The 23,655-nt window shown below is 34.9% G+C and carries 17 protein-coding genes; 11 read left to right on the forward strand and 6 right to left on the reverse strand.

Going from position 1 to position 23,655, the window contains the following annotated elements; translation table 11 throughout:
• Positions 1-11 precede the first annotated feature (11 nt).
• Positions 12-3,974 (forward strand): 3-coathanger stack domain-containing protein, encoded by a 3,963-nt coding sequence (locus ACQUQZ_RS18915; protein ID WP_435356651.1) that lies wholly within the window; start codon positions 12-14, stop codon positions 3,972-3,974.
• 9 nt (positions 3,975-3,983) lie between these two features.
• Here ACQUQZ_RS18915 and ACQUQZ_RS18920 read toward each other — a convergent pair whose 3' ends face one another.
• From ACQUQZ_RS18920 to ACQUQZ_RS18935, 4 genes are all read right to left on the reverse strand, one after another.
• Positions 3,984-5,543 carry a hypothetical protein gene (locus ACQUQZ_RS18920; RefSeq protein ID WP_435356652.1) on the reverse strand — a complete coding sequence of 520 codons (1,560 nt, stop codon included), beginning with the start codon at positions 5,541-5,543 and terminating at the stop codon, positions 3,984-3,986.
• A 101-nt stretch (positions 5,544-5,644) separates the two neighbouring features.
• On the reverse strand, positions 5,645-6,181 hold the full coding sequence (locus ACQUQZ_RS18925; RefSeq protein ID WP_435356653.1) for an RNA polymerase sigma factor: 537 nt from the start codon (positions 6,179-6,181) through the stop codon (positions 5,645-5,647).
• Positions 6,182-6,250: 69 nt separating this feature from the next.
• On the reverse strand, positions 6,251-7,666 hold the full coding sequence (locus ACQUQZ_RS18930) for a PepSY-like domain-containing protein (protein WP_435356654.1): 1,416 nt from the start codon (positions 7,664-7,666) through the stop codon (positions 6,251-6,253).
• Between the two features lie 138 nt (positions 7,667-7,804).
• Positions 7,805-8,029, reverse strand: a complete 225-nt coding sequence (locus ACQUQZ_RS18935; RefSeq protein WP_435356655.1) for a DUF2905 domain-containing protein — start codon at positions 8,027-8,029, stop codon at positions 7,805-7,807.
• A gap of 242 nt (positions 8,030-8,271) precedes the next feature.
• Here ACQUQZ_RS18935 and ACQUQZ_RS18940 point away from each other — a divergent pair, with 242 nt between their 5' ends.
• The 5 genes from ACQUQZ_RS18940 (at position 8,272) to ACQUQZ_RS18960 (ending at position 12,071) form a co-directional block, all read left to right on the forward strand.
• Entirely contained in the window at positions 8,272-8,970 is a 699-nt protein-coding gene (locus tag ACQUQZ_RS18940; RefSeq protein ID WP_435356656.1) for a zinc metallopeptidase, read from the forward strand.
• Between the two features lie 118 nt (positions 8,971-9,088).
• Positions 9,089-10,225 (forward strand): iron-containing alcohol dehydrogenase, encoded by a 1,137-nt coding sequence (locus tag ACQUQZ_RS18945; protein WP_435356657.1) that lies wholly within the window; start codon positions 9,089-9,091, stop codon positions 10,223-10,225.
• 45 nt (positions 10,226-10,270) lie between these two features.
• A complete protein-coding gene (locus ACQUQZ_RS18950) occupies positions 10,271-11,023 on the forward strand; it encodes a hypothetical protein (RefSeq protein ID WP_435356658.1) in 753 nt (250 codons plus the stop codon).
• Entirely contained in the window at positions 11,020-11,727 is a 708-nt protein-coding gene (locus tag ACQUQZ_RS18955; protein WP_435356659.1) for a gamma-glutamyl-gamma-aminobutyrate hydrolase family protein, read from the forward strand. The genes ACQUQZ_RS18950 and ACQUQZ_RS18955 overlap by 4 nt, the downstream gene beginning before the upstream one ends.
• On the forward strand, positions 11,727-12,071 hold the full coding sequence (locus tag ACQUQZ_RS18960) for a HopJ type III effector protein (RefSeq protein ID WP_435356660.1): 345 nt from the start codon (positions 11,727-11,729) through the stop codon (positions 12,069-12,071). The genes ACQUQZ_RS18955 and ACQUQZ_RS18960 overlap by 1 nt, the downstream gene beginning before the upstream one ends.
• A gap of 107 nt (positions 12,072-12,178) precedes the next feature.
• On the opposite strand, the gene ACQUQZ_RS18965 is transcribed toward ACQUQZ_RS18960, so the two are convergent.
• Positions 12,179-13,987, reverse strand: a complete 1,809-nt coding sequence (locus ACQUQZ_RS18965) for a MutS-related protein (protein WP_435356661.1) — start codon at positions 13,985-13,987, stop codon at positions 12,179-12,181.
• Positions 13,988-14,131: 144 nt separating this feature from the next.
• On the opposite strand from ACQUQZ_RS18965, the gene ACQUQZ_RS18970 reads away from it, so the two are divergent.
• The 4 genes from ACQUQZ_RS18970 (at position 14,132) to ACQUQZ_RS18985 (ending at position 20,215) form a co-directional block, all read left to right on the forward strand.
• Complete coding sequence (locus ACQUQZ_RS18970; RefSeq protein ID WP_435356662.1) at positions 14,132-15,496, forward strand: aldehyde dehydrogenase family protein; 1,365 nt, start codon at positions 14,132-14,134, stop codon at positions 15,494-15,496.
• A gap of 159 nt (positions 15,497-15,655) precedes the next feature.
• Complete coding sequence (locus ACQUQZ_RS18975; RefSeq protein ID WP_435356663.1) at positions 15,656-17,632, forward strand: S9 family peptidase; 1,977 nt, start codon at positions 15,656-15,658, stop codon at positions 17,630-17,632.
• Positions 17,633-17,790: 158 nt separating this feature from the next.
• The gene (locus tag ACQUQZ_RS18980; protein ID WP_435356664.1) at positions 17,791-19,230 is read left to right on the forward strand and encodes a sulfatase family protein; all 1,440 of its coding nucleotides are present in this window, start codon (positions 17,791-17,793) and stop codon (positions 19,228-19,230) included.
• 67 nt (positions 19,231-19,297) lie between these two features.
• Complete coding sequence (locus ACQUQZ_RS18985; RefSeq protein WP_435356665.1) at positions 19,298-20,215, forward strand: alpha/beta hydrolase family esterase; 918 nt, start codon at positions 19,298-19,300, stop codon at positions 20,213-20,215.
• Positions 20,216-20,305: 90 nt separating this feature from the next.
• On the opposite strand, the gene ACQUQZ_RS18990 is transcribed toward ACQUQZ_RS18985, so the two are convergent.
• A complete protein-coding gene (locus tag ACQUQZ_RS18990; protein ID WP_435356666.1) occupies positions 20,306-22,474 on the reverse strand; it encodes a DPP IV N-terminal domain-containing protein in 2,169 nt (722 codons plus the stop codon).
• A 134-nt stretch (positions 22,475-22,608) separates the two neighbouring features.
• On the opposite strand from ACQUQZ_RS18990, the gene ACQUQZ_RS18995 reads away from it, so the two are divergent.
• Complete coding sequence (locus ACQUQZ_RS18995) at positions 22,609-23,655, forward strand: hypothetical protein (protein WP_435356667.1); 1,047 nt, start codon at positions 22,609-22,611, stop codon at positions 23,653-23,655.

The following is a 23,655-nucleotide window of genomic DNA, read 5'->3' on the forward strand; positions in this document are numbered from 1 at the left end:
TAACATTTGTGATGAGAAAACAACTACTGATTATTTTACTTTTAGCTTTCATACAGCATTCCATGAAGGCTCAAAAAGCTGTCGATTGTGGAATTCAGAGAAAAGTTAACATCGAAAACCAAAGTAAATTTAAAATTAATAGTGTCAATTCAATCCCAGATTCTAATCTCATTATTAGAATCCCTGTAGTTTTTCATGTTTATCATCATGGTGAAGCACAAGGTTATGGGTATAATTACCATGAAGACACATTAAAGAAAGCACTCTTTAATTTGAATTTAGCTTATAGTGCTAAAGGAGGTTTTAAAGAATCCGTAAATACAAAAATCGAATTTTATTTACTTACTGACAGTATTTCTTGTCAGCCATTTGGTATTTCAAATGGGATAAAAAGAGCAAGTATGTATGATTTGCCTCCTTATTTAGCTCAATCATATTTTCAACAAGGCCTAAGTACAGGAATTTACCAATATTTTGAAAAAGATATTTTACAACTTAGCCCGAATCCTACAATTAAATGTTTAAACATAAGATTAATTCCTGTAATAACCGATAAACAAGGATTTGTTTCAATTGGTGATTTAGAGGATGTTGTCCTAAGGTCAAATACAATTACAGACAAGGAAGGTTCTTCTGTATTCGCTCATGAAATAGGTCATGCCTGTGGGCTCCTCCATACATTCTTCTCTAACGATATTATTAATTGTAATGATGGAGATGGGTTAAGTGATACAGACCCACATCAAATAAATGACATTTTCTATCCCGATGATATTAATGTTTGTACAGGAAGGAGAAAAGGTAAAGTAATTTACAATTTTATGAGCTATGGCTCTTATCAAAATAACTTCACTATCATGCAACGTGATAAAATGAGAGAAACCATAAACTTCCATTATCCAGAGTTTGTACAAGGTTTGCTACCCGTTTTTAGCTCCCCTGCAACAAAAGGAATTCCTATAAATGCATGCACTTTTTCAGGAGCTCAACCATCCACAGACTTTGTTTACAGCGTAGATTTTAATTTAGGAAGTATTTCGTACAAAAATTATTATGAAAAATCCTTAAACTATATTGATTACTCATGTGCCTTAAAAACAGAATTAACTGCCGGTAACAATTATAATTTTTACTTTAACGACTATAATACAGGCACAATTTATTACAAATTATTGATTGACTTTAACAATGACGGTGATTTTAATGATAATGGGGAAGAGATTTTATCAGGTCAAAAAACTACTACCATAACAATTCAACCAATCTCAGGCAATTTTATAGTACCCCTTAATTCTATTCAGAATTCATGGTTAAGAATGAGATTAATCAGAACAAATGATGGCTCATACACCAATTGTAATACCAACGGATTGGGAAATGCAATGGATTTTTCAATAAAAGTATTACCTAATTGTATTAAACCAACCTCTCCAACTGTATCTAATCAAATAATAAACTTTGGGCAATCAGCTACCTTGACATCAACAAATTGTTTTGGACAAACAAAATGGTATAGCAAAGGAGAATCATTGAGTACTGGGGGCAACTATACAACACCAACCTTGAATAAAGACACTTACTATCAAGCAACATGTGTTGTTAATGGGTGTGAGAGTTTAGCAAAAAACATCAAAATTGAAGTCATTCAAACACTTAGCATAGGAGCTTTAAGTAGTAATAATCTTTGTGTTAACAATACAATTAATATTCCTATTACAACAACTTTGACAAATAATACGATACTTATAAACTTTAGGAAAGGCAATAATATAATAAGCTCTAAGGTCATTCAAAAAACTAACTCTCTTTCGTTTAAAATTCCTTTTCAATTTACTAATTACATAGGTGGTCCGTATGAGTTTCTTACTTATGGAAATGATTATAATATTCAATTAGAAACAATTGATATCTACACAAACAAAAAGTTACTTAGTAATGTTGTAAGTTTGAATATAGGTGCCATTGAAAACGGTCATAGAATTATTGACAATCCTAATGAAATATATGATATAAATAAATACTCTTATAGTGATTACTTATGTACAGGAAAAAGTAAAACGTATTATGCACAGGTAGTAAGTTTTGGAGGAAAATCACTTACTACTGATGGGTTGACATTTAATTGGAAAAGAAATGGAACATCCATTGGTACAACCACTACAAATCAAATTACTGTAAATCAAGCAGGAACATATACTTTTGATGTCAATCAAGCAGGCTGTATAGGGAGTTCTTCTTCACTATATTTATCTACAAATAGCTACATTAATAACTCTCCAAAAATTATTGGGCCTGAATATTCATGTGAAGGCACAAACAAGGAATTATTCTCCGATTATATAAGTACCACCGCAACTTATCAATGGCAAAAAGACGGCACAAATATATCAAATGCAAATCAAAGTAACTTTATTGCGACACAATCAGGCAACTATAATGTAATTGTACAAGATGCAGGTTGTACAATTAATAAAAATAAAGACGTAAATATTGTTTTTTTAAAAGCTCTGCCAGTAAGTATTTTTTCAAATAACAATGACACCACCATCTGTATTACTAATGTAATATTTGGTTTAAAATATGGCAATGATATTCGTTTAGAAGATTCATTTGGCAATGGACTGGCAATCTTGAATGACTACCAATATCAATGGCAAAAAAATGGAGTAGATATACCTAATGAGACCAAAAACTATCTGGATTTTGGTTATCATGATTACTTAAATAATGGTTTAGGCACATATAGATTACTTAAAAAACAAGCATCTTGTACATCTTACAGCAAACCAATTACTATTTCAGAAAGCACAATTAGACCCAAACCAATCATAGATTATAAATCTACTTTGGCGGTATGCTCAGGAAGTGTTGGTTTATATGCAGGTTTTCTAACACCTGGTGATTGGTATAAAGACAATTCTAAAGTATCCAGTGGCAGTTTTTATACAGCGTATAATAGTGGAGTTTACAAATATGTTGTTGATGCAAATGAAACCTGTCAGAATGAGTCAGACCCTATTAATATCTCAATAGGTAGTAATTTTAGCCCTAAAATTACTTATTCTGATATTCGTAAGCAGAATCTATGTGGCACAAATGATTATTTATTCCTCAATTTTGATTTTGCAAATTCCTACACAGGCTTTACTTATCAATGGTTAAAAAATGGTATTGAAATTACAAATGGTACTGGAAGTCAACTTTACATTAATACTTCTGGCACATATTCATTGAGAGTTACAAATGGCTCTTGTACTGCAACATCTAACGCAATAATTGTTGGAAATAATAACAACGATATAAAGCTAAAATCTTTAGATTTTGATTTAGCTTGTACTAATAGAAGTGCTAAAATTGAAATATCAGGAATATCAAACAATAATAATCTTGATAATTTTATCTGGAAGCTGAACGGAAATATATTAACCAATGAAAAATTAGGGTGGCTTTATACCGATAAAGCGGGTACATACTCCGTAGAATATAATAACAACGCTGGGTGTAGTATTTCTTCTAATTCAGTCATTATAAACAAAGGTGGTGGTAGTATAACTATTCAACCTATAACAGCTGCACAAGGACAGTCCGCATTATTATCTGCTATTGGATGTTCAAATGGCCTTATCAAGTGGTATAATTCAAATTCATTAAATACAGTAATTTTAACAGGTAATACTTTGATTACTCCAGCTTTAGACATATCTCGTAGCTATTTTGCGACATGCTTTTATAATGGTTGTGAAAATTTAGTGCCAACTGAAGGGCAAATTATCGTATCTGGCTGTCTTCAAAATCAAACTTTTGGGCATATCAATCAAACAAATGGAACTTTTAGAGCTACAAATAAAATTAGTTCATCAGCACTAATTTCAAATGGCACTATATATTCAGGAGGCAAATCTGTTGAATTATTGCCCGGCTTTCAGGTTACTAACAATAGAGTTTTCAAAGCCGAAATTGGAGGATGTAATTAATTTACATCCTCACATAAAATTAACCCGAACATTCAAGCCAACATTATAAGGTCTAATTTGTAGGTAATTATAGGCATCAAGCGATTGTGAAAGGCTGTATCTGAAAGTTGGTTCTATCCAAATTGATTTACCACCTTTGGTTGGGTACGAAACGCCTACAGAAGCATTGAGATAATAAGCATATTCTTTGTCATTAATCACTCTAACGGCTTCTCCCCCACCCGAAACATAGACTTCATTTTTCTTTTTAGAAATTAAAAATGAGTTATCAATTTTTAAACCAACTGTTTGCAAAAACTTACTTTGATTGATACTTTCATTTACACCAACCAATGTATAACTCTGACTATCAGTAGTTTGTATTTCATATTCGCCATTATTTACTTCATAACTTACCCTCTGCTGAATTCCCGAATACGTAAGCGAAGCACCCGTCGAGAAACGATTTGAAAGCGGTTTCATTGCACCGATCCTAAATTGAATACCCAAACGTTGTGCATCAAGTGCATTCAATGTACCAACTTGTTGAATATAAGTATTGGTTTGCGGTAAAATCGTTAGAGCTTGATAAGCCTGTAAAGGCATCAAACTGGTACTGAAAATCAATTTTCTTTTAATGACTCCTTCTTCTTCCATCATCGGAGCTTCATTATTATAAGCTATAGCACCAAATGGTTTTCTGATAAGTTTTTCTTTGAATGATTTACTACTTAAAATATTGAAAGTCAAAGTTTTATCATCCGATTCAGTTTGAGGTATTATTACTTTTTTATTCTCTGCAATGGTATTTGTTTCGTTAGGTTTATTATCTTCTTCTATAATTGGTAAATTGTTCTTCTCTTTATGCTGTCTAATTTTAACTTTATTTTGGGCGAAAGTTTCTTTTTTCAGAATCTCATCAATGTTTTTATTTCGACCTTTGACTTGAATCGGAATAGGTTTTCGTTTTCCAGCCAAATCATTATTGATAGGGTTTTCAAGAACATTATTATTTGACAAGCTTTCATCCAAATGGTTATTTACTGGCAATTTTTCTTGAGGTTGATTAGTAGGTCTATAAGTCTTATTTATTGAAGTATTAGCTTGATTTTGTATGTTTTTATTCAATGAAACTCCATTCAGGTCTCCTTGTTTACTTTTAATCAAAAACCAACCAAAGCCCAAAAGCAAGGCAATACTTGCCGCAATACCTGCACGATAAAAAATTGGAAGAATAACCAAGCGACGCTTTTTCTCAGGCTGAATTGCTGCTTTAATTATTTTCCAAGATTCATCTTGCGGTTCTGCTTCATAGTGACGGAACTTCTCTGCAAGTTGAGTAGCCAACTGAATTTTTGCCCAAGATTCACCTTGTGGCTCAACTTCATAATTTCGGAATTTTTCAGAAAGTTGGGTTGCTAATTGAATCTTCGACCAAGTATCATCTTCTGGCTCGGCCTCATAAGCACTAAATTTTTCTTTGAGGTCAAGGCCAAAACGAATCTTAGCCCAAGTGTCCTCTTGGGGTTCAGCTTCGTAATCCTTAAACTTCTCCGAAAGTTGCTGTCTTATGTGATCTTTTGATTTCATTATCCCCAACAGGGTATATTCCTATTAAATTATTATCTCTTTTATTTTCTTAAAGAAAAAGAAAGTGTATTCGCTCATTCACTCACTCAATCATTCACTCATTAATAAACCCCCATTTCTTGTAAAGTTTTTCTTAAATGTACTTTTGCTCTTGATAATTGAGATTTCGATGTTCCTTCCGAGATACCTAAAATTTTGGCAATTTCGTTATGCTCATAACCATCTATTAAATACATATTAACAACCATACGATAACCATCAGGTAGTTGATTAATTACACCAACTATTTCCTCATGGCTAAGCTGCGAAATAATACCTATATCAGGCTCACTAAGATTCTCAATTGCCTGATAATCAACAAATTGCCTTTCGTTTGAATTTTGTCGATAGTGGTCGATAGCAGTACGAACCACCAAAGATTTCACCCAGTACTCAACCGATTCTGGTTTTTGTAAATCGTTGATTTTATTGAAAATCTTGATAAATGCTTCTTGGAAAATATCTTCGGCTTCCATTACCGTTCGGGCATAGCGACGACAGACACCCAAAAGGCGACCTTTATATAAGTTATAAAAGGCGGCTTGGGCTCTCGGGTCATTACGCTGACAGCCAAGAACTAATTCAATTTCATTCCGCATCCGAAAAGGGTTGCTGTGTTAGTATTAACGTATAAAAGTTTAGTATTTTCGTGTGGAACGACGCAAAAACTATCCTCTTCTTGCTAATAAGAAGTTAGAATCTGCATCAAAATTAATGTAATAGTCATTGTTTCCGACTTTAATAGCTATCAAATAGCCGAAAATTTTATTGTCTTTATAAGCTATTATGCCTTTCTGAAAAACCCATCCCGCATAGTTTTTATTAAGGAACTCCTTTGCTTTTATCGGAATATCCTTAGCTTCAAGCGGAGCTTCAATTACTTTATTATCGGGCAATTTTATCATAATTTCTGTTACTTGTAATACTTTCCCTTTCTCGTCAAAGGTATAATTATACGTAACATTATCTTTCAAAATCGTTACCCAATAAGATTTTACATTTTTATCTGTAATAATGGAAACTTGAACATACCTAAATTCCTTGTGTTTTTCGTTTAAAAAATCAACAATTACTTTAGGTAAATCTTTTGGTTGGATTGGTTGTATTTGATATTTATTAGAATTGCCACTCACCCCTCCTACTTGTTCTTTACGTATCAGTGTACCAGTTGCATCAAACTGCAATGAAAATTGTTTTTTATCGAATGTAATTAAGATATTATAGCCCAATAAAGCCCCATTTTGAGAAATAGTAATTCCCTTTTCATAAGTCCATCCTTTAAACTCCTTATCTAAATATGCTTTAATAACAGCGGGTAAATCAGTACTTATCAATGGTTTATCTTCCATTCGATTAGGGGGAGCATTCACCCCAAAAGAACTTGATTTGAGTACATTCCCTTTTTCATCAAATAAATATTCAAACGAAGTCAAGTCTTTACTTACAACTACCGAATATGTTTTTGTTTCACCATCTACAATTACAGCTGCTTTGATACAGTTGTAACCTGGATGTTTGTTATTGAGATAAGTATTAATTGCATCAGGCAATTGATTTTTCTCAATAAAATAAATTTTTGGCGGATTTAGAGCGGGCGTGTTTCCATTTCTATCATCGGTAATGAGCAAAGTCAATGTACCAGTGGCATCAAAAACCAATATATTATCTTTACCTTCTTTGGTTTTAATAAAAACTTTATACCCTTCTACCTTTCCATCTTTTCCAATTTGTTGAGAAGCATTCTTGATGGTTGCTCCTGCATAATTTGTAGAGATGTAGCTCTTTATATTATCTGGCAATGTTACTTCACCTGTTACTTTATAAGTTTCAGTAATAACCCCCAAATTATTTACAATCGCAGACATGGGTTCAACTTTCACTTCAAAATCCGACTGCCAAATTTTATTTTTCTCAATGGTCGAAAATCTTATTTTAGTTGCTTCTGGAAATGCTTGTCTGATAGCATTAACCGTTGCTTGTGGTACTGCTTCATTCATATTTTGCTGAGGCTGTAAATCTTTTACGCTATCACATGCGGAAAAAATCCATCCCAAAGCCAACAAGAGAATGTATATATTTTTCATCTCTATTTATTTTTACTTCGCTATATGTTTTAAAGACGAGACCAAATAAAATTTGGTTGCATCTCAGGAATTGTCAATTATTAACATATAAAAACATACACATAATACACTGATAATCAGTCCATTAAAAAGATAAATTTATAAAAATTTCTTCATTAAATATATTATAAGATTTAGTAAAAGACTGATGATGAGCATCGTTACTATAGGAAAATAAAATCGAGTATTTTTCGTTTCATAATGAATGTCTCCTGGCAAACGACCCAACCATTGAAATTTATCAGCAAAGAAGTATATAATAATACCTATTAAAACAAGGCCAATACCTATAAAAATGACATATTTACCTGTGTTTGGGTTCATTGTATTTTATAAATTTTATTAAAAAGCTATTTTCATAAAGTTTTATGACAAATATAAGCTACAAATGGGCCTTTATAAAAGAATAAGCAAAAATATCACCATTAAATATAAGGTTAAAAATACGATTCGACACTGTACAAAATTTATTTCTTGGAACTGAATAATATTGAATATCGTTTTATTCATTGATTCGTCCACTCACGCTAAAAAGGTGGTTTATAAAATTAAAAAACACAAAAGCTATGATTTTTGTTATTAGTATTGTCTTTATGCTACTCGGACTGTTTGTTTCGAGACGTTTGAAAAGTAAATTTGAAGAATATTCCCAAATACGTTTAAGAAATGGTATGACTGGAGCGGAAGTTGCTCAAAAAATGCTCCATGACAATGGCATTTATGACGTAAGAATCATTCAAGTTGATGGGCAATTGACTGACCATTATGACCCAATGAGCAAAACGGTTAATTTAAGTTACGATGTTTACACTGGAAATAGTGCCGCTTCAGCAGCAGTTGCTGCCCATGAATGTGGACACGCTGTACAACATGCAATGGCTTATGCACCATTAAAAATGCGTTCTTCATTAGTGCCAATCGTTAATATCGCTACCAAAGGCATGAATCTTTTCTATATGTTTGGATTTATGTTTATGGGTTATATTTTTTCAAGAAATACGCCAATGGCCCAAACAGTGCTATTAGCTTTAGTACTGGCTAATGCCGTTATCGCTTTGTTTTCACTTATTACATTGCCAGTAGAATATGATGCCAGCAATCGTGCCTTGAAATGGATGGAAGCGAAAGCTGTAGTTACCACTGGTGAACACGATATGGCAAAAGATGCTCTCAAATGGGCCGCATTGACATACGTAGTGGCCGCCGCAGGTGCAGTCGCCAATTTGCTTTATTATTTGAGTATGTATTTAGGTAGAAGAGATTAATTGTAGGGCAACAGCACAAGCGATTGTTCTACAAAGCCACGAATTTAACAATAAGATTTTGTTGAGTTCGTGGTTTTTGTTGTATATTCGTCACCATCATTTAACAAACACATTCAACGTGATTTCTCAATTCAATTTTCCTACAAAAATCCGATTCGGAGCAGGTGTAGTTGCTGAACTTCCTGCTTATTTAAAAGATAATAGTCTGTCAAAACCATTGGTTGTTACCGACCCCAATGTAGCCAATTTGCCCTTTTTTAAGCAAATTTTACAGGATTTACAAGCAAAAGGTATTAGCACTGAAGTTTTCAGTAATATTCATAAAAACCCAGTAAAATCAGATGTTTATAAAGGTGATGAAGCTTATTATGCAACAGACCGAGATTGTATCATTGGTATTGGTGGAGGTGCCGCAATTGATGTGGCAAGAGCTATTTTATTGAGAATCAATCATAGAGAAGATTTATTCAAATATGATGATTTGATAGGTGGTGATGTTTTTGTTACCAATGACGTTCCGCATTTTATTACCATCCCAACTACCGCAGGAACAGGTAGTGAAGTGGGTAGAAGTGCCATCATTGCCGACGATGAAACACATCAAAAAAAGATCCTTTTCTCACCCAAACTTTTAGCAAAAATTATCTTTGCCGACCCATTACTTACGATGGATTTGCCCGCATTTATCACTGCAGCTACAGGCATGGATGCACTTACACATAATATGGAGGCTTATGTAGCAAAAAACTGGCACCCCATGTGCGAAGGAATTGCTCTCGAAGGCATTTCATTGATACACAAATCTTTAGAAAAAGCAGTAAATAAGCCAGATTTAGAATCTCGTAGCAATATGTTGATTGCTTCATTAATGGGAGCAGTAGCTTTTCAGAAAGGATTAGGGGTTGTACACTCATTAGCTCACCCACTCTCTTCTTTACTTGATACTCATCATGGCTTGGCCAATGCTGTCAATATTCCTTATGGTATGAAATTCAATATCGCAGGATTTGAAGATAAATTTAGGAGAATTGCCCGTACATTAGACTTAAAAGATGAATCAGGTGAAGCAGTAGTTCAATATTTATTTGATTTGAATTCGCAAATTAATATTCCGCATCGTTTGCGAGATATTGGTGTAAAATCAGAACATATCGAAACTTTGGCCGATTTAGCCATTGCAGATTTTGCTCATCCAAATAATCCAAAGCCTGTTTCAAGAGAAGACTTTAAAAATTTATACTTAGAAGCTTTGTAATTTGGAAAAATGTTTATATTTGTTTAGCAATAAACCTATAAAACTATGAAAACTTACTTAGCTCTACTCTCTGTCTTGCTTTTTTCGTGCGAAATTTTCGGACAAATTTCAAACAATAAATATGATTATTTTCTAAGAAAATTACAAATTCCTGGCAGTAGTGACACAAAAATTGTTGTTAATAAAAATGGAGATACTACTTTACAAGCCTATTATAATTCGAGGGATGTTGTAAATAATACACATCAAGACTTTATGAAGATTTATAAAGGAACACCTTTCTTTAAGAATGGTTGGTATAAAGGCACGATAAGCACAGAAAGTAGTAGAGATATGGAGTTTTTAATGGCATTTAATGTTCAAAAAAATGAACTTTATGTGGTAGAAGACCCACAAAAAGATGCCATTACCATTAAACCTGAAGCATTTACAATCGAGGGACATCATTTTAGTCAATTCAATAAAGCCTATTATGAGGTAATTTATATCAGTAAAAATACCATTTTGAAGGAACATTCTTGTACATTGACAGGCAATGGAACGACTGAAAAAACAGGTTATGAAGCTTCGGGTGGTGTAGGCGAATTTGAAGGTGAATTTATAAAATCTTCTAAACTAATGATGCTCAAGCAGGATGAAGTAGTTCAACTACCAAAAGGTAAGCAACTTTTTAATCTTTTTGGAGATAAAAAACCTTTGGTTGAAGACTATGCGAAAGTCAACAAAATCAATTTAAAATCAGAAAATGGAATTGTGAATATCTTCAAATATTACAATTCTTTGGAAAATCCTCAATGAAAATAGGTATAACCGACTGCGGAGAAAAATATCCGATTTATGAACAATGGGTTTTATCACAGAATGTAGGTAAAATAGAAACGATTAAACTTGGATATAAACACAATAATTTAGACCAAATCAATCAATGCGATGGCATTGTTTTGACTGGTGGCGAAGACATTCATCCTCAGTTTTATAACAAACCTGAGTATTTAAGTCTTTGTAATCCAAATTTCATGGATGCACGCCGAGATGAATTTGAATGGAAAGTTTGTGAATATACCTTCAAAAATCAAATTCCTGTATTGGGTATTTGTCGAGGTTTACAATTGGTCAATGTATTCTTGGGAGGTACACTCATACCTGATATTCCAACTGCAGGAAAGAACAATCACTCTAAATTTCACGAAGGAAAAGACCGCTACCATACTGTTGATATTTTGACTGATTCAACCTTAGCGAAGATTATCAATACACCCATTGGTGAGATAAACTCTGCTCATCATCAATCAGCAGATATAATAGCTAATTCACTGCAAATCAATGCTTTATCAGAGGATGGAATTGTAGAAGGATTGGAATGGGCTTCGCTCAGCCACCAAAACCAATATTTAATGCTTGTGCAGTGGCATCCTGAACGTATCACTAATACCGAGCAAAATAATTTTTCATATAAAATTCGACAAAACTTTGTCGAAAATATTCAATCAAAAATTCAATAATGACACTCGATTCATTTCTTACAAAACTCAACGAAACACCCAATCAAATCGAATTTAATGATACTATCGCTACCATAGATGCCTTGTACGATTTTACACCAACGGCTTTTCAAAATGGCGATTTACGTAACGAGGCAGGACAAAATTCTGGTTCTTGCAAATTGTTTTCATTTGCCAAACTTCAAAACTTTACGGTCGAACAAACATTGAGTTGTTTTGGTGCATTTTACAGAATTGATGTACTTGAAAATCCTGAAGCAAACAATCACCAGAATATCAGAAACTTTATGAAAACTGGCTGGGACGGAATTGCGTTTGAAGGTAATGCTTTAATTAGCAAATAATTATCTTCATATTTTACCCATTGAAATAGGTGTCTAAAGGAACAAAGGATAATTAAATTTTCACTTTTGAATCACAAAACACAAACATATTAGTATCCTTTGTTCCCTTAGAATTTCTCTCCAATTGGCAAGCCAATTGATTTTAGCAAAAGTGAAGCATTAAAACTCCTACAAACACCTTCTTTTATCAAGTAATCGAATAATAATTCGCCATTTTCTGTGGCATATTCAAAATAATAATTTTTGACTGAATCAGGATATTTCTCTGATATTTCGGTCATGCGGAGGTCGTGGGTAGCTACCATTGCATAAGCTTTTGAATTGACGATTTTCTCTAACAATGCCATCGAACCTGCCAATTTATCTTCCGAATTTGTCCCTCTGAGCATTTCATCAATCAAAAAAAGTGAATTTTCATGCTTATTAATGGCCGCCAAAACCAACTTAATTCGCTCAATTTCAGCTTTAAAAGTCGAGGCATTTTGCTGAATTGAATCTTTGATTCGCATATAACAAATCAATTTTATACCCAAACTCACACTCATTTTCTTGGCAAAAACTGGACAACCTGCATACGCCAAAACGATATTTAAACCAACTGTTCGTAGAAAAGTACTTTTACCTGACATATTTGAGCCAGTAATGAGTGTTAGTCGATTTTTTTCATCAAAATTAAAATCATTGCTTACTATATTTTGGGTATTAATAAGCGGATGTCCTAATCCTATTCCATGCAAACTAAAGTTTTCTTGCGTATTTATGACAGGAAAACTCCAAGTTGGTTGATTAAAATGCAAAGTCGCAAAGCTAGCATAACATTCAAAAACACCGATAGTATCAAATATTTTTTCAAAAAACTCAGGATTTTCGTGTAGCCAACGTCTTAATTTAATTAACTGAACTGGCTCAAAAGGAGAAGCAATTGTGAGAAAGAGCGAAGCAAGCATATTTTTCCGCATATCCAATTTTTTCAAAATCACCACAAAATCATCAATCGGATTTTTGGTATTGAGCTTTGAAATTGGCAAACGTTCGTGGGCATTTTTTAAGATTTTTGATTCCCAGTTTTCTTGGGCAATAAGTCCAGTTGCCACGCCAAATTTCTCCATCAATCGCCCAGCACCTGCAACAGTGTTGAAGTATTCTTCCGTATGATTTCGATTCATCCCTGTTAATCGAAAATTGACTATTGCCAAACCAGCCACACAATAGCCTGCAAATGAGGGCGAAACGAAATAGGCAGAAAACAAAACTCCCAACCATAACAAAGGTAGAATTTTACTATAAATAGCAATAAATGCTTCAAATTTAAGATGCGGAGGATGTTCAATTTGGTTTAAAACTTCGCTAACACCTCGCTCTTCGTTAGAAATTTTAAACATTGATGCAAAAAATTTCAATCGCCAATCAGTTTTATCGGCAATTTCTTTGCCTGCTTCTTGCTTTTCAATGACTGAAAAAGTAGCATCTTCACCCAACAATTGAGCTGCTAAAGCATCATTCCCCGATTTACTTTTAGCACGATTAATCAAATGGAATAATGATCCACCACCAAAAATATCCAAATCATCACTAAAGGCATGTGTTGGCTTGGCATATTCTTGACCATTATAGTAGGCATTTAGAAGTCCATCCAAACATGCCAACTCATTTTTAATTACTGCAAGCGTGGTTTCTTTCAGATCAATTTCAGCATCAATTTTTTCGTGTTTTTTTACTAAATAATAAAAAGAAAGTATGCCTACTACAATGGAGATCGAACCCACAATTGCATGAATTTTGAAAAGTTGATAAACCACTATCAATAGTCCGATGATCAAAAATAATCGCAGCATCGAAATCTGGTCACTTTTCTTTTTTAATTGGATAGTTTCTGTCAGTAATGTGGCTATTTTATCTTGATATGTCTTTTTCATTTGTGGGTTTTCGATATGAGCAACAAAATTAACGAACATTGCTTGAGTTTTAGGAAAATTTGTAAAGTTTATCGGTTTGAATGTTTATTTTTGTAGCCCACCCCCTGCCCCTCCCAATTGGGAGGGGAGTAAAAAATTCAGTATATGCAAATCATCAATCCAGCTACCGAAGAAATTATTACAACATTACAAGAAGATTCGGCTGAAAGTCTTCAAAAAAAGTTAAAAACGCTACAAAAAGGACAAAAATCTTGGGCGAAAACTGCACTGAAAAAACGTATTGCCATCATCGAAAAATTTTCAGAATTATTGGCTGAAAATATTGAAGAATTGGCGGCAACGCTTACATCCGAAATGGGGAAACCACTTCAACAGGCTCGCAATGAAATAAATGGAGCAAAAGGACGAATCAAATACTTTGTTGAAAATTCGCAAAAATACCTCAAAGATGAAATAATGACTCGCCAAGAAGGCTTGACAGAACGAATTTCTTATGAACCTTTAGGCGTTGTTTGCAATATTTCGGCGTGGAATTATCCTTTTTTGGTCGGTGTCAATGTTTTTATTCCTGCTCTGATTGGTGGAAATGCTGTTTTATACAAACCTTCCGAATTTTCAACTTTGACAGGCCTAAAAATTGAAAAATATTTGAAAGAAGCAGGCATTCCAGACGATATTTTTGCAGTTGCAGTTGGAGCGAAAGAAGTCGGCGAGCAATTATTAAAAATGCCTTTAGATGGCTATTTCTTCACAGGTTCTTATCGAACTGGCTTGTATATTTATGAGAAAGTTGCTCCAAAAATGGTTCCTTGTCAACTCGAATTGGGTGGAAAAGACCCGCTTTATGTAGCTGAGGATGTTGCTGATATTCAAGCAGTTGCGGCAGGAACGGCCGATGGAGCTTTCTATAATAACGGACAAAGTTGCTGTGCAGTAGAACGAATTTATGTACATGAAAAAGTTTATGACCGATACGTAGAGGAATTTGTAAAAGAAGTAAAATCTTATAAAATTGGTCAACCAACTGCCGATGGCATTTACATTGGTGCTTTGAGCCGAAAATCGCAATTAGATTTCCTTGAAAAACAAGTGCAGGATGCTGTCAAAAAAGGAGCGACTTTGCTAAGTGGAGGAAAAGCGATTGAGGGCGATGGCTATTTCTTCGAGCCAACAGTTTTGACAAACGTTACGCATAAAATGGATGTGATGCGTGAAGAATCTTTCGGACCAATTATTGGCATTATGAAAGTAAAAGACGACAAAGAAGCAACCAAATTGATGCAAGACACTGAATATGGCTTAACGGCTGCTGTTTATACTACCGACAAAAAACGAGCAGAAAAAATATTAAAACAAGTTGATGCTGGAAGTGGTTATTGGAATTGTTGCGACCGTGTTTCTGCTCCTTTGCCTTGGAGTGGACGCAAAAATTCGGGTTTTGGGGCTACGCTTTCGCATGCTGGTATTCGGGCATTTGTGAAACCTAAAGCTTGGCATTTGAGGGGGTGATTTTGAGGTGCGAATAACGAGGTACGATTTACGATTATTGAATTCTTTTCAACCACTAAGGCACTAAGAAACACAAAAATACACGCTGTTTCTTAGTGTTTTATCAAACCGCCGATGCGGTGGTAAACTAATTTCTCAACAAACAATTATACCCTAAACATGAAAAAAACGCTCTTATTATGCTTACTGGCATCAACAACAAGCCTTTTTGCTCAAACTCCTGCAAAAAGATCATTAAAACCATCTGACGTTTACCGTTTACAAAGTTTGAGCGATCCTCAAATTTCGCCCGAAGGCAATTGGGTTTCTTATACCCTTTCAAGTGTTGATTCGGTAAAAAACAAACGAAATGCTGATATTTGGATGAATTCTTGGGATGGAAAAGAGTCCATTCAATTAACTCATAGCCCAGATGGCGAATCGCAAGCTCGTTGGAGTCCAGATGGAAAATATTTATCATTTACTTCTTCAAGAGGAGGGTTAACAGGAAGTCAAATTTGGCTCATGGACAGACGTGGTGGAGAAGCAAAGCAATTGACAGATTTAAAAAAAGGAGATTTGACCGGATACGCATGGTCGCCCGATGGCAAAAAAATAGCTTTGGTCATTAAAACTCCAGCCGATACCTCAAAAGTTAAAACACCAAAACCTATTGTTCTTGACCGTTATCAATTTAAGCAAGATGTAGAGGGCTATTTGACCAAAGCTCCGATACATTTGTATTTATTCGATATTGCTACAAAAAAAATAGATACCTTGACCAAAGGAATTTATGACGAAACTTCTCCAAAATGGTCACCTGATGGTACACAAATTGCCTTTGAAAGCAATCGTACTGAAGACCCAGACCGTAATTCAAATACTGACATTTGGGTAATTGATGCCAAGCCAAATGCTACTATGAAACAAATAACTACCTGGACAGGTCGAGATTATTCGCCAGAATGGAGTCCTGATGGCAAGCAAATCGCTTATCTCCGTACCACTTCTTCTGAAAATTATATCATGTACGACCAGTCGATTTTATGTGTAGTGTCGAAAGATGGAGGCGAGCCAAAACTCCTAACAAAATCATTAGATAGACCCGTTAGTACACCTCGTTGGACAAAAGATGGTCTTGCAATCAATGCTTTAGTGACAGACGACCGTACTCGATATATTGCTCAATTTGCGGTTGTTGATGGAAAAATGACGAAAGTTTTGGGAGGAAATAGGAGTTTTACAACCATTGAGAAACATCCGTCGGGCAATTTATTAGCCACCATGACTGACCCACAAACTCCTGCCGAAATTTATGCCATCGAAGGAGGCAATACCCGAAAATTGACCAAACATCAAGATAATTTCCTTGGTCCTTTAGCTTTGGCAACCGTTGAAGGATTTACTTCAAAAAGTAAAGATGGAGCGAGTGTTTCTAATATTTTATACCGTCCAGCCAGTGCTACAAAAGGAGAAAAATTGCCAACTATTATGTTTATTCATGGTGGGCCAGTTGCTCAGGATGAATTTAGTTTTGATATGTCTCGCCAAATGTTGGCGGCAGCAGGCTATGCCGTAGCAGCAGTCAATTATCGTGGTTCAAATGGTCGTGGTTTAGATTTTTGTAAAATCATTTCTGCTGATTGGGGTAATAAGGAGGTATTAGATATTTTAGGAGCAACAGACTATCTCGTTCAAAATGGCATTGCAGATTCTGAAAAATTAGGTATTGGAGGCTGGAGTTATGGCGGAATCTTAACGGATTATACAATCGCTTCAGATACTCGTTTTAAAGCTGCTTCGAGTGGTGCGGGAGTGGCCTTGATTTCTTCACTCTATGGTGTTGACCAATATATTTTGCAATATGATAATGAACTAGGTTCACCTTGGAAAAACTTCGATAAATATATTGCACTTTCTTACCCATTCCTAAAAGCTGACCGTATCAAAACACCTACACAATTTATGGTGGGTGAAAGTGATTTCAATGTTCCATCACCAGGAAGTGAGCAAATGTATCAAGCACTTCGCTCATTAGGAACGCCAACAGAATTGATTATTTACCCTGGTCAATTTCATGGAATTACGAATCCAAGTTTCCAAAAAGACCGTTTTGAACGTTATATTGCTTGGTTCAATAAATATTTGAAGAAATAGACTTAATACTACAAGTTAATTTGAAGATTTGGAAATGTGGCAATTTGAAAATTATTTTTTTAATTAATTCGCTATCCTCTTTACATTTCCAAATCTTCAAATTACCAAATTATCAAATTACATTACACTCAATTCCCCTATATCTATCCATTTTATCAATGAAAAAACTCATTTTCTGCTTCTTAGCACTTGTGATTTTACAGAGCAGTAGCCCTAAAAAAGAACAATTGCCCAATATCATTATAATTTTTATGGATGATATGGGTTATGGTGATTTGAGTTGTTTTGGTGCGGTGAATTATCGAACACCCAACATTGATAAAATGGCAGCAGAAGGCATCAGATTTACTAATTTTTTGGCTGCACAAGCCGTTTGTAGTGCTTCAAGAGCAGCTTTATTGACAGGTTGTTACCCTAATCGCATTGGTATTTCAGGAGCATTGATGCCTTACAGCAAAAATGGTATCAACAGCAGTGAAACCACCATTGCCGAAATGCTTAAAGCGAAAGGCTATGCAACAGGTATTTTTGGCAAATGGCACTTAGGACATCAAAAAGCATTTTTACCCTTGCAACATGGTTTCGATGAATATGTGGGTTTGCCTTATTCTAACGATATGTGGCCTGTATATTATGATGGAAAACCTGCTACCTCCAATCAAAATGCAAGTACCTACCCAGTTTTGCCATTGATTCAAAACAATGATAAAAAAGAAGAAATAAAAACGCTCGATGACCAAGCAAAACTTACAACGCTTTACACCGAAAAAGCAGTAGATTTTATCAAAAGAAACAAAAGAAGTCCATTTTTCTTGTATTTGCCTCACTCAATGCCTCATGTCCCGATTGCAGTTTCATCTAAATTTAAAGGAAAAAGTAAACAAGGCCTTTACGCCGATTTGATGATGGAAATTGATTGGTCGGTGGGTGAAATAATGAAAACTTTAAAAGAAAATGGCTTAGATAAAAACACTTTAGTAATTTTCACCAGCGATAATGGCCCTTGGTTGAATTTTGGTAATCACGCAGGTTCATCTGGAGGATTTCGAGAAGGGAAAGGCACAAGCTTTGAAGGAGGACAACGAGTTCCTTGCATTGTGCGTTGGAAAGGCACCACGCCCGAAGGTTTGGTTTGCAACCAACTCACCTCAACTATTGATATTTTTCCGACAATTGCTCGTATTTCTGGTGCTGAACTTCCAAAAAATAAGATTGATGGTGTGGATATTCTTTCTTTAATCAAAGGAAATGTAAGCGAAAGTCCACGAAAGACCTTCTATTATTATTATAGAAAAAATGCTTTAGAGGCCGTACGAATGGAAAATTGGAAATTAGTTTTTGAACATAAAGGGCGTTCATATATGAATCAATTACCTGGTAATGACGGTTTTGCTGGCAAAGCTCCTGAAGATATACTTACGCCAATGGCACTTTATGACCTTCGCCGTGACCCCTCAGAACAGTATGATGTCCAAAAACTTTACCCCGAAATTGTAGCTCAACTTCAAAAAATAGCTGAAGAAGCTCGTGAAGACCTTGGTGATGATTTAACTGATAGAAAAGGTAAAAATGTAAGAGCAAGTGGCTTGGTAGAATAAGTTTAGATATTTTATTAAACCATGTTTATAATTTCCAATCCAACAGCTTAAAATCACAATTTTTAGTATGAAAAAGCCTTTGAAATTTTCCTTTATTCTTTCAATTTCATTACTTTTTTTTTGTTGTCAATTTCGAGATAAATTGGGTACTCAGCCTATTTTTAGATATGAAAAAACAATAAGTGTCGATGGTCTTAATCGAACTTTTACACTCAATTTACCGCCAAATTACTACGAAAACAGTAATTTACCCTTAGTAATTGCCTTACATGGCGGCGGTGGAAGTGGAGAGCAATGCGAAAAAGATTATAATCTCACAGAAAAAGCAAATGCTGAAAACTTTGCGATCGTTTACCCCGATGGCGTACAAAGCGATGGACTTCTAAGATTACGAACATGGAATGCAGGAACTTGCTGCGATTACGCTCTTGAAAAAAACATCGACGATGTACATTTCATTAGTGTAATGATTGATGAAATCTTAAAAAATTATAAGATAAATCCCAAAAAAGTTTATGCAACAGGTATGTCGAATGGTGCGATTCTCTCTTACAAATTGGCTTGTGAAATTCCGAATAAAATTACTGCTATTGCAGCCGTAAGTGGGCCAATGTCTTTAAAAGACGAATGTAAATCAACAAAACCTATTCCAATTTTACACCTTCATTCAGTGCTTGATCAAAAAGTACCAGTCAATGGTGGAACAGGTATTGCAGGCAATACTTTTCCTGCTGTTACTGCTGGTTTAAATACTTGGAGCAAACTCAATGAATGTAAAACCCTCGCCAAAGTCATCAAAGATGATTCAAAATACAAACTCACCCAATGGCTTGATTGTAAAAACAATGCCATCATTACTTATTATTTGACCAAAGATGGCGGTCATTCGTGGCCTGGAGCAGTGAAAGTTCGTGCTGCTGCCGATGAACCCTCGACTGTTATCAAGGCTAATGATTTAATTTTTGATTTTTTTAAGCAGTTTTAAATATAGAACGCAGATTTTTATGATTAATTATGATGTAAACAAATCATAATTAATCATAAAAATCCGCCAAATCTGCGTTCTATATTTGTCTTATTTTCCCCCAGGTGGGCAATTTTGTTTGAGATAATTTGTAAAAAGTGTATTCAAGTGCTTTCTTGTCCCTTCTCCTTCATAAATACCATGACTGCGATTAGGGTAAGGCATAAACTGAAATTGGCGATTATGCTTAATCAATTCGTTGAGCAACATTTCAGCATTCTGGTAATGCACATTATCATCACCTGTCCCATGAATGTAAAGTAAATTTCCAACTAAATTTTTGGCATACGTAATGGGTGAACCATTCACAAAATCTTCACGGTTTTCTTGCGGAAGTCCCATATAGCGTTCTTGATAAATATTATCATAACAAAGTTGATTGCCAACGGCTGCTACGGCAATACCTGTTTGGTAAAACTGCGGATATTGGAAAAGTAAGTTTAATGTAGATGACCCTCCCCCACTCCATCCATGTACCGCCACACGAGTAGTATCAATAAACTTCCATTTTCTAATTTCCTTTACGGCCATCGCTTGGTCACGGATATTCACAATGCCAATTTTACGATAAATTGCTTTTCGCCAAGCACGTCCACGAGGTAGTGGAGTTCCACGATTATCAACCGAAGCGTAGATATAACCATCTTTTGACATATCACCATTATAAAGTCCATTAAAACCAGTGCCGTAAGCATCCAAAACTGTAGCGGCTGCAGGTTCGCCATAAACATTAAATACAATCGGATAGCGTTTATTTTCGTCAAAATTAGCAGGTTTTACCATCCAACCTTCAATGTCAATGCCGTCCTCGGTTTTTACTTTGAAAAACTCTACTTTTTTATTGATTTCTGCTGTTGAAAGTTTTCTTTGAATACTTTCTTTTTCGGTCAGTGGAGAATGATCAGCTAAATTTATCCACTCCATCATGGTTGGAACATTGGCACTCGAATAAGTATGGCGAGCAAATTTTCCATTAGGCGAAAGAGTATAAGTATTAGTGCCTTTAGGAGCACTTTCGCTTACAGCTTGCATACCCGACGAGCCATCTAATTTGATGCGATACAAATAGCTTTGTAAGGCATTTTGAGGCGAACCAGTAAAATAAACGTAACCATTAGCCTCGTCAATTAACGGAATGTGGACTATGTCATAATCACCTTTAGTCAAAAGCGTTTCTTTGCCGTTCAAATCCATTTTGTAGATATGCCTCCAGCCGTCTTTTTCACTTACCCATAAAAACTCTTTGCCGCCATTCAACCATTCCCAGCCTTCAGGACTGTCAGCCCAACGTTCTTTGGTGTCAATCCAAGCTTCGTCTGTTTCGGTCTGAATCGTTTTTGTTTTTCCTGTAAGTGCTTGGCAGACAATAATTTTACTCTGATTTTGCTTGCGGTTGAGTTGCTGCAAAATTATTTCATTGGTATTGGGGATCCACTCCATACGTGGCACATAGGTTTGTTGTGGGTCGCCTTCGATATTCATTTGTAAGGTTTTGCCAGTAGCTACATTTGCCACCAAAATTTTATACGGCGAAGGACTTTCACCCACTTTAGGGTACTCAACTGGCACATTGTACGAATAAATAGAATCCGTATTATTTATCATCAAAAAGTCTCTTATTTTGGTTGCATCAATTTGCCAAAAAGCAATACTTTTTCCATCAGGACTCCAACGAAAACCATCTCGACAAGCAAATTCTTCTTCGTAAACCCAATCGAAAGTACCATTGATCATTCGACGAGTGCCGTTAGTAGTTAAAGCTTTGATTTTGTGTGTTGTCAAATCCTCTACAAACAAATTATGTTCGCTTACATAAGCCACTTTCGATCCATCGGGTGAAAACTTGGCAAACATCAAAGACGACATCGGTTTCCCTAAGCCCAATTGAGACAAAACATTAGTTTTGAGATCCAAAAGCCAATAATCGCCACGAGTTTCGTATCGCCAAACTCTTTTTGAATTGGTATAAATCAACATCTTTGCACCATCTTCGCTGAGCGTATAACTGCGTACAGCCAATGATTTTTCGGCACCTTTGGGTGTTAATTGAGTTTTTGTTATTAAAACTGATTTTTGTTGAGATGGTAGAGCATAAGACACTATTTCACCACCCTCTACACGTGTGTAAGCATTGCCATCTTTGCTCCACTTAATTTGTTGAGCTTTTACAAAATTGACAAAAAGCGAGAAAGTGAGCAGGAAAAGTATTTTGTTTTTCATGTTTTAGATTGGAGTTTGCTGATAGTACCCTCAAAAATAACAATTTTTAGTGAAATAGGAAACTTCTTTAGAAAGTAGAACTTTGCAATTAAAATATCGAATCAAGACATTCGTTAGCTATTAAAAGCCTTGCTATGAAACGAATCCCAACTTTAATTCTTACAATATTGACGAGCATCACAATGTGGGGCTGCTGGCTTGACGAAAAACATCAAGAGGGCAAATTTATGAACGATGTTGTAAACCTCGCCGAATTCAACTCCCAATTCGATGATTATAACTCTAATTTACCTCAAAACAAGTATGGTGAGTCTTTTTTGATTTTTTCTTCTAAACGAGACAACCGAGATTTTTTTAATTTGGTAGGTTTCCCTACTAAAATAGATTATGATAGCAAGAAGAATATTCCTGTACTTTCAAAATCGAATTATGGTTTAGACTCTTATTCATCGACTACATTTGTAAGTACATTTATGAGTAAAATCAATGGAAATTTTAATGTGTTGGGTCCTTATGTTTTGAGTCAAAATAATTTAATTTCTTATGGTACTTCACCTAAATATCAATTTCTATTTTTTGCCGATGATCAAGACAAAAACCTTGATATTAAAGTGATTTATAATGATAAGGATGGAAAAGAAATTGGCCCAATTCCCATCAATTATCTCAACTCCAAAGCCGATGATGCTTATCCATATATTACATATTTTGGTGATAAAATTTTCTATTGCTCAAATAAAGATGGCAATTTTGATATTTACCAAGCTACAATTGGAGATAAAAATGCCCCCTATACTACTTCAATGATTGATCAGATTATTAGTCCAAAAGAAGTTTTTAATGAAAAGATTATACCTCTTTCTTCTAACAATGCCGACGATAAATGTCCTTATCTTTGGGGAGAAAATTTGATGGTTTTTACTTCAAATAGGGCAGGAGGTTTTGGAGGATATGATATTTATTATTCAGTATTAGAAAATGGGACTTGGAGTTCGCCTATCAATGCTGGTCCACGCATCAATACCCAATATGACGAATATCGACCAATTCTGCCTAATTTAGTCCATTTCAGTTATCCATTAATGATTTTTTCTTCTAATCGACCTCAAGGAAAGGGAGGATTTGATTTATATATGACGGGGCTTGTGGAAATGGATAATATGATGAAGGTCAAGAAGTAG

The sequence above is a fragment of the Emticicia sp. SJ17W-69 genome (assembly GCF_051209875.1).
Lineage (GTDB): Bacteria > Bacteroidota > Bacteroidia > Cytophagales > Spirosomataceae > Emticicia.

Coding starts and splice junctions, on each gene's coding strand:
- ACQUQZ_RS18915 (WP_435356651.1), top strand. CDS start 12: ATGAGAAAACAACTACTGATTATTTTACTTTTAGCTTTCATACAGCAT.
- ACQUQZ_RS18920 (WP_435356652.1), bottom strand. CDS start 5,543: ATGAAATCAAAAGATCACATAAGACAGCAACTTTCGGAGAAGTTTAAG.
- ACQUQZ_RS18925 (WP_435356653.1), bottom strand. CDS start 6,181: ATGCGGAATGAAATTGAATTAGTTCTTGGCTGTCAGCGTAATGACCCG.
- ACQUQZ_RS18930 (WP_435356654.1), bottom strand. CDS start 7,666: ATGAAAAATATATACATTCTCTTGTTGGCTTTGGGATGGATTTTTTCC.
- ACQUQZ_RS18935 (WP_435356655.1), bottom strand. CDS start 8,029: ATGAACCCAAACACAGGTAAATATGTCATTTTTATAGGTATTGGCCTT.
- ACQUQZ_RS18940 (WP_435356656.1), top strand. CDS start 8,272: ATGATTTTTGTTATTAGTATTGTCTTTATGCTACTCGGACTGTTTGTT.
- ACQUQZ_RS18950 (WP_435356658.1), top strand. CDS start 10,271: ATGAAAACTTACTTAGCTCTACTCTCTGTCTTGCTTTTTTCGTGCGAA.
- ACQUQZ_RS18955 (WP_435356659.1), top strand. CDS start 11,020: ATGAAAATAGGTATAACCGACTGCGGAGAAAAATATCCGATTTATGAA.
- ACQUQZ_RS18960 (WP_435356660.1), top strand. CDS start 11,727: ATGACACTCGATTCATTTCTTACAAAACTCAACGAAACACCCAATCAA.
- ACQUQZ_RS18965 (WP_435356661.1), bottom strand. CDS start 13,987: ATGAAAAAGACATATCAAGATAAAATAGCCACATTACTGACAGAAACT.
- ACQUQZ_RS18970 (WP_435356662.1), top strand. CDS start 14,132: ATGCAAATCATCAATCCAGCTACCGAAGAAATTATTACAACATTACAA.
- ACQUQZ_RS18975 (WP_435356663.1), top strand. CDS start 15,656: ATGAAAAAAACGCTCTTATTATGCTTACTGGCATCAACAACAAGCCTT.
- ACQUQZ_RS18980 (WP_435356664.1), top strand. CDS start 17,791: ATGAAAAAACTCATTTTCTGCTTCTTAGCACTTGTGATTTTACAGAGC.
- ACQUQZ_RS18985 (WP_435356665.1), top strand. CDS start 19,298: ATGAAAAAGCCTTTGAAATTTTCCTTTATTCTTTCAATTTCATTACTT.
- ACQUQZ_RS18990 (WP_435356666.1), bottom strand. CDS start 22,474: ATGAAAAACAAAATACTTTTCCTGCTCACTTTCTCGCTTTTTGTCAAT.
- ACQUQZ_RS18995 (WP_435356667.1), top strand. CDS start 22,609: ATGAAACGAATCCCAACTTTAATTCTTACAATATTGACGAGCATCACA.